Source organism: Streptomyces klenkii (assembly GCF_003626645.1).
In the GTDB taxonomy this organism is placed as follows: Bacteria; Actinomycetota; Actinomycetes; order Streptomycetales; family Streptomycetaceae; genus Streptomyces; species Streptomyces klenkii.
Map to the genome: position 1 here is coordinate 20,221 of NZ_RBAM01000018.1, position 11,581 is coordinate 31,801.

General features: G+C 73.6%; 8 protein-coding genes and 1 pseudogene. 4 read left to right on the plus strand and 5 right to left on the minus strand.

Translation table 11 applies throughout. The features are described from left to right. Positions 1-56: 56 nt before the first annotated feature. Positions 57-839, plus strand: a pseudogene (locus D7231_RS29870) (sugar phosphate isomerase/epimerase family protein); the annotation flags it as partial. On the opposite strand, the gene D7231_RS29875 reads toward D7231_RS29870, so the two are convergent. After that, the gene (locus tag D7231_RS29875) at positions 721-1,695 is read right to left on the minus strand and encodes an EamA family transporter (RefSeq protein ID WP_120758741.1); all 975 of its coding nucleotides are present in this window, start codon (positions 1,693-1,695) and stop codon (positions 721-723) included. The pseudogene D7231_RS29870 and the gene D7231_RS29875 sit on opposite strands and share 119 nt — an antisense overlap. 106 nt (positions 1,696-1,801) lie before the next feature. On the opposite strand from D7231_RS29875, the gene D7231_RS29880 reads away from it, so the two are divergent. The 3 genes from D7231_RS29880 to D7231_RS29890 all read left to right on the plus strand — a co-directional run bounded on the left by D7231_RS29880 (position 1,802) and on the right by D7231_RS29890 (position 4,375). Beyond that, the gene (locus D7231_RS29880) at positions 1,802-2,707 is read left to right on the plus strand and encodes a LysR family transcriptional regulator (protein ID WP_120758742.1); all 906 of its coding nucleotides are present in this window, start codon (positions 1,802-1,804) and stop codon (positions 2,705-2,707) included. Positions 2,708-2,764: 57 nt separating this feature from the next. Continuing rightward, a complete protein-coding gene (locus D7231_RS29885) occupies positions 2,765-3,385 on the plus strand; it encodes a TetR/AcrR family transcriptional regulator (RefSeq protein WP_120758743.1) in 621 nt (206 codons plus the stop codon). A gap of 360 nt (positions 3,386-3,745) precedes the next feature. Next, on the plus strand, positions 3,746-4,375 hold the full coding sequence (locus D7231_RS29890; protein WP_228774333.1) for a hypothetical protein: 630 nt from the start codon (positions 3,746-3,748) through the stop codon (positions 4,373-4,375). Between the two features lie 30 nt (positions 4,376-4,405). On the opposite strand, the gene D7231_RS29895 is transcribed toward D7231_RS29890, so the two are convergent. The 4 genes from D7231_RS29895 to D7231_RS29910 form a co-directional block, all read right to left on the minus strand. Next, positions 4,406-5,830 carry a S28 family serine protease gene (locus D7231_RS29895; RefSeq protein ID WP_120758744.1) on the minus strand — a complete coding sequence of 475 codons (1,425 nt, stop codon included), beginning with the start codon at positions 5,828-5,830 and terminating at the stop codon, positions 4,406-4,408. A 113-nt stretch (positions 5,831-5,943) separates the two neighbouring features. Then, positions 5,944-6,525 (minus strand): dihydrofolate reductase family protein, encoded by a 582-nt coding sequence (locus D7231_RS29900; protein WP_120758745.1) that lies wholly within the window; start codon positions 6,523-6,525, stop codon positions 5,944-5,946. Between the two features lie 77 nt (positions 6,526-6,602). Next, complete coding sequence (locus D7231_RS29905) at positions 6,603-10,334, minus strand: ABC transporter ATP-binding protein (RefSeq protein ID WP_241999991.1); 3,732 nt, start codon at positions 10,332-10,334, stop codon at positions 6,603-6,605. 115 nt (positions 10,335-10,449) lie between these two features. Then, positions 10,450-11,541 carry an esterase-like activity of phytase family protein gene (locus tag D7231_RS29910; protein WP_120758747.1) on the minus strand — a complete coding sequence of 364 codons (1,092 nt, stop codon included), beginning with the start codon at positions 11,539-11,541 and terminating at the stop codon, positions 10,450-10,452. Positions 11,542-11,581: the final 40 nt, after the last annotated feature.

Below are 11,581 nucleotides of genomic sequence, written 5' to 3' on the forward strand. Positions count from 1 at the left end.
CCCCTTCTGCCGTACGGGGAAGCATTTCCCGCGCGCCCCGGGGGAACCCGTTCCCCATGAAGCTCGCCTTCTCCACGCTCGGAGTGCCCGGACTGCCCCTGTGGGAGGTGGTGCGGCTGGCCCGCGCGCACGGCTGGGACGGCGTGGAGCTGCGGGCGCACCCGGAGGAGCCCGTGCACCCCGGGTGCGGGCCGCGGGAGCGGGAGGCCGCGGTCGCGGAGTTCGCCGGGTCGGGCGTGGAAATCCTGGCCGTGGCCGGCTACGCGCAGGTGGCCGCCGCGGGCGACGACGCGGCCGTGCTGGGCGAGCTGAGCGGGCTCGTCCATCTGGCGGCTGATCTGGGGGCCCGCTACGTCCGGGTCTTCCCCGGCGGAGGCGACCTGCCCCCGGAGGAGGCGGACGCGACGGCGGCCCGGCGGCTGGGGGCGGTGGCGCCCCTGGCCGCGGACCGGGGCGTGCACGTGCTGCTGGAGACGCACGACTCGCACCGCCGGGCCGCGGACGCCGCCCGGGTCCTGGGGCCCGTGGGGCACTCCCACGTCGGCGCCCTGTGGGACGTCCTGCACACCTGGCTGGGCGGCGAGTCCCCCGTGGTGAGCCTGCCGGTCCTCGCCCCGCACCTGGGCTACGTCCAGGTGAAGGACGTCGCCTCGGCGGAGGACCTGGCGCCGCTGCCGCTGGGGGCGGGGGTGCTGCCGCTGGAGGACTGCGTACGCGCGCTCACCGCGGCGGGCTGGGACGGCTGGCTGTGCTGGGAGTACGAGAAGCGCTGGCATCCGCAAGCGGCAGACTTCGGGCAACTGGCGGGGCCGGGGGCGGAGTACTTGCGCGGGCTGCTCGCCGCCGCCCGCCCAGCACCGTGACGCCCACCCCGGACACCAGCAGCAGCGCCGCGCCCCAGCGCAGCGGGCTCACTCCCTCCCCGAGGACGAGCGCCGCCGAGGACATGCCGAAGACGGGCACCAGCAGGCTGAAGGGCGCGACGGCCGAGGCGTCGTAGGTGCGCAGCAGGAAGCCCCAGGCGCCGAAGCCGAGGACGGTGGAGACCCAGGCGACGAAGAGGATCGCTCCGGCGCCGCTCCAGTCGAGGCCCCGCAGCGCTTCGGCGTCCGCCTGCGGCCCCTCGAAGAGGAGGGAGAGCAGCAGGAGGGGCAGGACGGGGACGGTGCTCACCCACACCATGAAGTTCAGCGCGTCGGGCGGCGCCGCCTTGCGGGTGATGACGTTGGAGACGCCCCACATGGCCGCGGCGACGACGATGAGGGCGAAGCCGAGGAGCGGCCCGGACGTGCCCTCGTCGACGGCCGCCACGGCGATGCCCGCGAGGGCGGTGCCCATGCCCAGCAGCCGGGTCCGGCCGAGGCGTTCGCCGAGGACGGCCGTGGCGAGCAGGGCGGTGAAGACGGCCTGGACCTGGAGGACGAGCGAGGACAGGCCGGCCGGCATCCCCAGGTGCATGCCCATGAACAGGAGCCCGAACTTGCCCACGCCGAGGACGAGCCCGACGGCGGCGATCCAGCGCCACCGCACCTGCGGGCGGCCCACGAGGAAGACGGCCGGGACGGCCGCCGCGAGGAAGCGCAGGGCGGAGAAGAGCAGCGGCGGGAAGTGGTCGAGGCCGACGTCGATGACGACGAAGTTGACGCCCCAGACGGCGGCGACGAGGACGGCGAGGGCGAGGTGCAGGGGACGCATACGGGCAAGCCTCGCCGCCCCGACCCTGTAGCACCAGCACAGGTTCCTTCATGATGGGATTCAGCAACGCTGAAATGACAACGCTGGATCGAGAGGGGGGCGTTCGGTGCTGGACCTGGCACGCCTGCGGGCGCTGCACGCCGTGTCGGTGCACGGTTCGGTGAGTGCGGCGGCCACGGCCCTGGGCTACACCCCGTCGGCCGTCTCGCAGGCCGTCACCAAGCTGGAGCGGGAGACGCGGACGGCGCTGCTGGAGCGCCGCGGGCGCGGCGTGGCGCTGACCGACGAGGGGCGGCATCTGGCCTCGACGGCCCAGCAGTTGCTGGCGCTGGTCGAGCGGGCGGAGACGGAGCTGGAGGAACGGCGCGGGCAGCCCGCGGGCCGGCTGGTCGCCGGGGCGTTCCCGTCGGCGGCGCGCGGCCTGCTGCCGGGCGTGCTCGCCCGCCTCGCGCGCGACCACCCCGCGCTGGACGCCCGCCTGGTGGAGATCGATCCCCACCTGTCGGTCGACCTGGTCTCCCAGGGCGTCCTCGACCTCGCCGTCGTCCACGACTGGGACATCGCGCCGCTGGCCCCTCCGGAGGGCCTGGAGCAGGCGCTGATCGGCGAGGACCGGTGCGACGTCCTGGTGCCGGAGGGGCATCCGCTGGCCGGGCGGGCGATGCTCGACCGGAGCGACCTGCCGCACCAGCGCTGGATCTGCCAGCCGCCGGGCACCGTCTGCCACGACTGGCTGGTGCGCACGCTGCGCGCCGACGGGCACGAGCCGGACCTCGCCTACCAGGCCGCCGAGAACCACACCCACATCGCGCTGGTCGCCGCCGGCCTCGGCATCGCCCTCATGCCGCGCCTGGGGCGGGGCCCGCTGCCGGAGGGCGTACGGGCCGTGCCGCTGGATCCGGTCCCCGTGCGGCGGCTCTCCGTCCTGTGGCGCACGGGCGCCGCCCGCCGGCCGGCGATCACCGAAACCGTCCGCACGCTGCACGAGCAGTGGCCCCTGAGGACGTTCTGAAGCCTTGCATCACCCGTTTAAATCGTATGATGCAGCCTCGGCGAGAGGGCTGCACACATGACGGTGGACACCAAGGAACGGCTGATCCGTGCTGCGGACACCGTGCTGCGGACGCAGGGCTACGCCAAGTCCAGCGCGCGGACGATCGCCAAGGAGGCGGGCGTCAACTCGGCGCTGGTCTTCTATCACTTCGGGGGCGTCGACCCGCTGCTGTTCGCCGCGCTGGACCGCTCCTCCGCCGAGCGCATGGAGCTGCTCGCCGAGGCCGTCGCGGGCGCCCGCACGCTGGAGGACCTGGTGGACGCGGGCACCCGCGTCTACCGCAGCGACATCGAGGCCGGGCACCTGACCCTGTTCTCCGAGCTCGTCGCCGCGGCCGTCGCCAAGCCGGAGCTGCGCGAGGAGATCCGGGTCCGGGCGGAGCCGTGGATCGCCTTCGTCGAGCAGACGCTGGAGCGGGTCATCGGCGGGACGCCGCTCGCCCGACTCACCCCGCCGCGCGACCTCGCCAACGCCGCGATCACCTTCTACCTCGGGGTCAACCTCTTCACCGTCCTCGACAGCGACCGCTCGCGCACGGAGTCGGTGTTCGCGATGGCCCGGAGGCTCGCGCCGCGCGCGCGGCTGCTGACCCGCCGGCTGCCCGGCCTCGGCGCGAAACGGCGCGCGCACGACTGACGCGCGCCCCGGTGCGGAACCGCTCCGGGGCGCCGCCCGTCCAAGGGCCGTGCTGCCGTCGTACCCCCCGCAGAGCGGTGTCGGCCCGCGCCGCCGGCCGGTTGCTGACCTCCCTCTCCGCCGCCTGCGGCGGGCAGCACGCCGTCGTCGGCGCGCCCCCTGTTCCATCTGCGCCGACGGCGGGCAAGACAGCGGGAGAAGCCTCTCCAGGGCGCGTCCGAGGCGTACGCACCCCGGCGTACGCCCGGCGGAACGCGCCCGCACACGCATCGTTTCCACCGCCGCCGCGCGCCCCGCACGTCTGGCGTGCGCCGGTCCCGGGGAGCCAGGCTGAAGCGCATCAGGGGGACGGGGGTCACCATGCGGCCACGCGCGCCGCGGACGGCGCTGCTCGCGCTCGTGCTCGCCGCCGCCTGCACGGCGGGGGCGCTGACCGGCTGCCGCACGGGCCGGCAGCCCGCCGCCACGGCCGGAGCGGCCGCGGCCGGGGCCCACGCCCGGGGCGGGCGCGATCCGGCGTTCCTGGCCCGCGGGGAGTGCGCGGGGCGCGCCGCGGGCTCGTTCACCGAGGTGTCCTGCCGGAGGCCGGACGCCGTCGCCCGGGTCCTCGCCCGCTACAACGGCCCCCGCTCCGGCGGCCCGCGCTGCCCCGACGAGACGGACTTCGTCCTGCACATCAACGCCCTCGACCAGGGCACCTCGGAGGAGAGCAGCGCGCCCGAGGGCTACGCCTGCATGCGCAACCTCCAGCCGCCGCACCCGGGCGACCCGGGCATGGGCGGCGGGCCCCTGACGGTCACCGGCGACTGTCTCTACACCCAGCGGGACGGGGTGGTGAAGGAGACCGCCTGCGACGGCTCGGCGGCCCGCGCCCCCGAGTACCGCGTCACGACGGAGGTCGGCGCGCGCCGGGAGTGCCCGCCCTCGACCGACCTGTACGTACAGGTGGGCGGCGGGGCTCCCGTCGGGTGCGCCCGCCGCCTGTCCTGACCCGCTGTCCCTACGGGCGGGCCCGGCTCCTTACGGCCGCAGGCCCTTGCGCGGCTCGACGAGCGGCTTGTCGAGCTTCGCGTCGTACGTGGCGAGCGGCTTGGCGTGCGAGGCGTCCGCGGTCACCGCCGCCGGGGCGACGCCCGCCCACTCCAGCACCTTGGCCGTGGCCTTGGCCCGCTCGTCGGCGACGAGCTGGGCGATGTTGGAGCCGTGGTTGCCACCGGGCGCGTAGAAGCGGTAGTCGTCCCGCGCGGCCGCGTTCCTGCCGAGGCGGAACGGCTCGCTGCTCCACGGGTCGTTCTGCCCGTAGACGAAGAGCATCCGCTTGCTGTCCTCGCGCACCCAGCGGTCGACGTCCGCCATCGCGTTGCGCTTGAACTTCATCGGGATGTCCCGCGGCACGTAGGCGCGCGGCTGGACGGCGTCCGGGTACCGCAGCAGGCCCTTCAGGTGCGGGTACTTGACGGTGGGCGCGCCGAGCTCGGTGCCCGCCTGGTAGTAGTACGGCGTGAAGCGCTCCAGGCCCTGGTCGGTGTAGCCGTCGAAGCCCGAGATGGTGTCGATGAACTTGTACAGGTCATCGGTGGAGGCGTTCGTGGCGGGCACGGTCGCGCACTCGCTCTGCAGGTGGTACTGCCAGAACGAGTAGACCAGGTCGAGGACGACGTTCTCGTAGGCCTTGTCGGCGTTGCCGATGACCTTGAACGTCTTGCCGTTCTCGTCGGCCCACTTCTGGTAGCGGGTGACGATCTCGCCGCGGCGCAGCAGCGCCTGGCGCTGCACCGAGTTCAGCTGGTTGCGGCAGGCCTGGTCGCCGACGTTCGCGAAGAACCGGTCGTAGGCCGAGTCGTCGTCGTTGTCGACGTCGTTAGGCGCGACGTAGGCGACGGTGCCGTTCATGTCGTTCGGGTAGAAGCGGCGGTAGTACGTGGCGGTCATGCCGCCCTTGCTGCCGCCGGTGGCCAGCCAGTTCTTGCCGTAGAGCGGCTTGAGGGCGGCGTAGAGGCGGTGCTGGTCGCTGGCCGCCTGGAAGATGTCGAGCTTCGACCAGTCGGCGGGCTGCGGCCGCGACGGCGTGAAGAATCGGTACTCCAGCGAGACCTGATTGCCGTCGACGATGCGGGCGGGCTCGCTCCGGCCCGGGCTGGTGTTGACGTTGTAGCCCGAGGTGAAGAAGACGGTCGGCCGGGCGGTCGACTTGTGCAGCAGCGTGAAGCGCTGCTGGAACGTTCCCTTGGCCGGGTTCCGGTGATCGACGGGCTGGTCGTAGGTCAGCACGAGGTAGCGGTAGCCCTCGTAGGGCTTCTCCTCGACCAGCTTCACCCCCGGAATCTTCAGGACGCGTTCCTTGATGTCCGGCTCGGTGGTTGCCGCTGCTGTCGCGGTGCCGCCGGCGCCGACGGTGCCCGCGAGCACCGTCAGGGCCAGCAGCCATCTGAATGCCTTACGCACTCACCCTCCCCTGGGTCGCAAAGTCCGCCGCGAACCTACCGGGGGGCAGACCTGCGCACCAGCCCCTTTCCGTCAGCCGGGCACCAGGGCCACCTTGCCGCGCGCGCGTCCCCTCAGGCGGTGCGCTTGGCGTACGTGATCATCACGACGCCGTTGCCGAACGAGCGGGTCCCCTTGAGGTCGTAGCGCTCCGGGGCGAACTCCGCCGCGAACAGAGGGATGCCCTTCCCTGCCACGAACGGGTTGACCTTGACGACGATCTCGTCGATCTCGTCCCGCAGCTGGCCTGCGAGGCTCGCCCCGCCGCACAGCCAGATCCCCTTGCCCTCCTCCTGCTTGAGGCCGCGGACCAGCTCCACCACGTCGCCGGAGAAGACCGTGACCGCGGGGTCGGGGCTGGTGGTCAGGGACTTCGAGACAACGTACTGCCGCAGGTGCGGGTACGGGCTGGTCATGCCGGCCGACAGGCCGGGCTCGTAGGTGTTGCGCCCCATCAGGACCGTGTCGAAGTCCCTGTTGTCCGGGCCGAGTCCGACGGCCTCGCGGCCGCGCGCGGAGACCGTGTCGGGGTAGCTCTCGACCAGGGCGGAGACGTACGCGTCGTCCAGGATCGACATCATGAAGCCGAACTCGTCGCCCGGGCCGGCGATGAAGCCGTCGATGGTGGTGGCGATGAAGTACGTGAGCTTGCGCATCGGGTCCCCCCGCTCGGTACGAAGCGCCTCGTCAAGGCCTGCCGGGCGCCAACGTACCGGGCGGGGAGCCCCCGGGCCTACGCCGGCACCGCCTCGCCCGTGAACGTCCGCCACAGCTCCGCGTAGCGCCCGTCAAGGGCCAGCAGCTCGCTGTGCGTGCCGTCCTCGGCGACGCGGCCGTGGTCGAGGACCACCACCCGGTCCGCGCGGGCGGCCGTGGTCAGCCGGTGGGCGACCACGAGCGTCGTGCGGCGCCCGGCCAGCCGCTCCGTGGCCTGGTTGACCAGCGCCTCGGTGGCCAGGTCGAGCGCGGCCGTGGCCTCGTCCAGCAGCAGGACGTCCGGGTCGACGAGCTCCGCGCGGGCCAGGGCGATCAGCTGGCGCTGGCCGGCGGAGAGGTTGCGGCCGCGCTCGGTGACCGCGTGCAGGTAGCCGCCGTCGAGCGTGGCGATCATGTCGTGCGCGCCGACCGCCCGCGCCGCGGCCTCCACCTCGGCGTCGCCGGCGTCCGGGCGCCCGTAGGCGATCGCGTCGCGCACCGTGCCGGGGAAGAGGTAGGGCTCCTGCGGGACGACGCCGAGCCGGTGCCGGTAGCCGGTGGGGTCGAGCTCGCGCACGTCGTGCCCGTCCACGAGGACGGCGCCGCTCGTCGGGTCGTAGAACCGCGCCACCAGCTTGACCAGGGTCGACTTGCCGGCGCCCGTCTCGCCGACGAACGCGACGGTCTGGCCGGCCGGGATCGTCAGCCGGATGCCGGACAGGGCGTGCTCGCCGTCGCCGTAGTGGAAGGCGACGTCGTCGAAGACGATCTCGCCGCTGAGCTCGCGCACCTCGCGCGGCCGCCGCGCCACGGGCGTGGTCGTCGGCTCGCGCAGCAGGCCCTGCACCCGGCCGAGCGAGACGGTGGCCTGCTGGTAGCCGTCGAAGACCTGGGACAGCTGCTGGACGGGCGCGAAGAACAGGTCGATGTAGAGCAGGTAGGCGACCAGCGCGCCCGCGGTCAGCGTGCCGTCGCCCACCCGGCCGGCGCCCACGATCAGGACCGCGGCGGCGGCCACGGACGACAGCAGCTGCACGAACGGGAAGTAGACCGATATCAGCCACTGGCCGCGCACCCGCGCCTGCCGGTAGGACCGGCTGCGCTCCGCGAAGCGCCGGGCGCCCGCCTCCTCGCGCCGGAACGCCTGCACGATGCGCAGGCCCGCGACGCTCTCCTGGAGGTCGGCGTTGACGAGCCCCACGCGCTCGCGCGCCAGCTCGTACGCCTTGACGCTCTGCCGGCGGAAGACGACGGTGCCCACGACCAGCAGGGGCAGCGTCGCGAAGACCACGAGGGCCAGCTCCACGTCGATGACGAGGAGGGCGACGAGGATGCCGAAGAAGGTGAGGACGGAGACGACGGCGGTGACCAGACCGGTCTGGAGGAACGTCGACAGGGCGTCCACGTCCGTCGTCATCCGCGTCATGATCTTGCCGGTGAGCTCGCGCTCGTAGTAGTCGAGGCCCAGCCGCTGGAGCTGGGCGAAGATCTTCACGCGCAGCGCGTAGAGGATGCGCTCGCCCGTACGGCCGGTCAGGCGGGTCTCCGCGACCTGGGCGGCCCACTGTCCCGCGACGACGAGCAGGGCCAGCCCCGAGGCCGCCCAGACCGCTCCCAGGGCCAGCTGCTGGACGCCCTTGTCGATGCCGTGCCGGATCAGGACGGGCAGCAGCAGGCCGGCGACGGCGTCGACGGCCACGAGCAGCAGGCTGATGAGGAGCGGCGTGCGGAAGCCGCGCAGCAGCTGCCGCAGCCCGTACGCCTCCTCGGGGCGCGCGGCCTGCTCCTCGTCCACATCGGGGGTGTCGTCCGCGGGCGGCAGGGCGGCCACCTTGGCGAGCAGTTCGGGCGTGGCGGGCATCCCCGTGACGCCGTCGGCGGAGCCGGAGGGCTCGTCCTTGCGCACCCATAGGGCGGGAGTGACGCCGTTAACCACAGGGTGCCCCGCGGGCTGCTGGGAGGCCACGGCGGGTGCCGCCTCCTTCGCGTGCGGCGCCTGGCCCGCCGGGTCCTTCACGACGCCCGCGAGCTCACCCGGGTCCGTCAGCAGGACGCGGTACCGCTCGCAGCGATCCTCCAGCTCCTGCGCCGTGCCGACGTCCACGAGCCGGCCGCCGTCCAGCACGGCGATCCGGTCGGCGAGCGCCAGCGTCGACGCGCGGTGGGCGATGAGCAGGGTCGTGCGGCCCGCCATGACGCTGCGCAGCGCCTCGTGGATCTCGTGCTCCACGCGCGCGTCGACCGCGGACGTGGCGTCGTCCAGGAGCAGCAGGCGCGGGTCGGTGAGGATCGCGCGGGCGAGGGCGACGCGCTGGCGCTGGCCGCCGGAGAGGGTCAGGCCCTGTTCGCCGACGGCGGTGTCGTAGCCGTCGGGGAGGGCGCTGATGAAGCCGTCCGCCTGGGCGGCGCGCGCGGCGGCGCGGATCTGCTCGTCGGTGGCGTCGGGGTGCCCGTAGGCGATGTTCTCGCGGATGGTGTCGGAGAACAGGAAGCTGTCCTCGGGCACGAGGCCGATGGCGGCGCGCAGGGAGGGCAGGGTGAGGTCGCGGACGTCGTGGCCGCCGACGCGCACGGCGCCGCCGGTGACGTCGTAGAAGCGCGGCAGCAGCAGGGAGACGGTGGACTTGCCGCTGCCGGAGGCGCCGACGACGGCCACGGTCTCGCCGGGCTCGATGCGCAGGGAGAAGCCGTCGAGGACGGACCGGGCGGGGTCGTAGCCGAAGGAGACCTTGTCGAACTCGACGGTGGCGGGGGCGTCCGCGGGCAGCTCGTGGGCGTCCGGGCGCTCCTGGACGACGGGCTCGGTGTCGACGAGTTCGAGGACGCGCTCGACGCCGGCGCGGGCCTGCTGGCCGACGGTGAGGACCATGGTGAGCATCCGCACGGGGCCGACGAGCTGGGCGAGGTAGGTCGAGAAGGCGACGAACGTGCCGAGGGTGATCTGGCCGCGGGTGGCCATCCAGCCGCCGAGGGCGAGCATGGCGACCTGCCCGAGGGCGGGGACGGCCTGGAGGGCCGGGGTGTAGCGGGAGTTGAGGCGCACGGTGCGCAGGCGGCCGGCGAAGAGCCTGCGGCTCACCTCGCGGAGCTTGGCGGTCTCCTGCTCCTCCTGGCCGAAGCCCTTGACGACGCGCACGCCGGTGACGGCGCCGTCCACGACGCCCGCGACGGCCGCGGCCTGTCCCTGGGCGTACCAGGTGGCGGGGAAGAGCCGGGTGCGGCTGTGCTTGGCGAGGATCCACAGCGCGGGGGCGACGGCCAGGGCGACGACGGTCAGGAGCGGGGAGAGGGTCACCATCACGACGAGCGAGATGGCGAAGAGCATGAGGTTGCCGATCATCATCGGCAGCATGAAGAGGAGGCTCTGGATCAGCTGGAGGTCGCTGGTGGCGCGGCCGACGACCTGTCCCGTGGACAGCTCGTCCTGGCGGCGGCCGTCGAGCCGGGCGATCGCGGCGTGCATCTCGGTCCGCAGGTCGTGCTGGACGTCGAGGGCGAGCCGGCCGCCGTAGTAGCGGCGCACGTACGTCAGGCCGTAGACGACTACGGCGGCGGCTATGAGGAGCACGGCCCAGGGGGCCAGGGGGCGCTGGTGGGAGCCGATCACGTCGTCGATGATCAGCTTGGGTATGAGAGGCACGAGCGCCATGACGGCCATGCCGGCCAGCGAGGAGCCGAGGGCGAGGAGCACCGCGGTGCGGTAGCGCCAGCAGTAGCCGGCGAGCCGCCTGGCCCATCCTTGACCTGTCGTGTCCTTCGCCGCTGCCACCCGAGCCTCCTGCGCTGCCACTCTCGTCCTGCTGACGGAGGGCCCAACGCCCTGGGCTGCGGATTTCATCCCGCCGCAACAAGGGAGGAGCAGGAGGCCGGGGTGTTCGCTTCCGCTACGGCCGCGGCAGGCGCACCGTGAGCGAGTAGAGGCGGGTGATCTGCGCAGCGTTCTGGTTGTCGTCGCTCACCAGCAGTAGGCGGAGTGAGCCTCCGCCGCGCTTCGTGACGGCGAGGCCCTCGATGTTGTCCAGGAGGGGGTTCTGCTGGGGCTGCCGCGCGGTCGCGCCCAGGGACGGGCAGGCGCCGAGGTCGGCGAGGAGCTTCTTGCCCACGGGGCGGGTGGCCGCGCCGCCCGGCAGGTTCGTGACGGCGCTGACGTCGCTCGCGCGGCGCGGGTCGGCGAGGTAGAGCCGTACGGTGTTGCCGACTCCCGGCGTGAAGCCGCGCTCCAGGACCAGGAGGCGGCCGTCCCCGGCCGCGGTGATCTCGGCGACGCCGAGGCCCTTGTCGGCCGGGTAGGCGTACTGCGGGCCGAGGGCGAACTCCTGCCGGCCGTGCCGCTGCCAGGTTTGCAGGCGTACGAGCGGCCTGCCGGCGGCGTCCTGTCCGTCACCGGTGAGGGACTGCTCCATGGAGGCGATCAGCGTGCGCCCGCCGGGCTGGAGGGTCAGCCCTTCGAAGGTCTGGTTGGACACGGCGCGGCCCGCCGGGGCGACCTGGAGCGCGCCGGGCACCGGCAGCCGGCCCAGCAGCTTGCCGTCCTTGCCGTAGCGGCGCACGGACGGCTCGGTCTCGGAGGTCACCAGCCGGGTGCCGTCGCGGTCGACGACCAGGCCCTCGGAGTCGAGCGGGCCGCCCTTCTCGTCGGCAAGGTTCACGACCCGTACGGGCTTCGCGGACGGAGTCCCGCGCCCCTCCTGCCGCACGTCGAGGGAGAACAGCTGGGAGCGGTCGGAGAGCGCGGCGACAGTGCCGTCCTTGTCGACGGCGAGCGCCGAGAAGTTGCCCACGAACGACCCCTGGAACGTCGCCTTGTCCAAGGCGTCGGAGAAGCCGTCGATCCGCACGGAGGGCGAGCACGCGCGCGCGGGCGCGTGTGCCTGCGCTTGCGCTTGCCGGGGCGCCGCCGCGGCGGTCGTCGGGGTCAGGCACGCGGCCGCGGCCAGCGCGGCGGCGGTGGCGGCGAACGCGGATCTGGTACGCACGGATCTGGTACGCACGGGCGGGCCTCCTGGGGCGGCTGCG

Bases quoted from the DNA above. Each gene is read 5' to 3' on its own strand.
- D7231_RS29875 (WP_120758741.1), bottom strand. From the start codon at position 1,695: ATGCGTCCCCTGCACCTCGCCCTCGCCGTCCTCGTCGCCGCCGTCTGG.
- D7231_RS29885 (WP_120758743.1), top strand. From the start codon at position 2,765: ATGACGGTGGACACCAAGGAACGGCTGATCCGTGCTGCGGACACCGTG.
- D7231_RS29890 (WP_228774333.1), top strand. From the start codon at position 3,746: ATGCGGCCACGCGCGCCGCGGACGGCGCTGCTCGCGCTCGTGCTCGCC.
- D7231_RS29900 (WP_120758745.1), bottom strand. From the start codon at position 6,525: ATGCGCAAGCTCACGTACTTCATCGCCACCACCATCGACGGCTTCATC.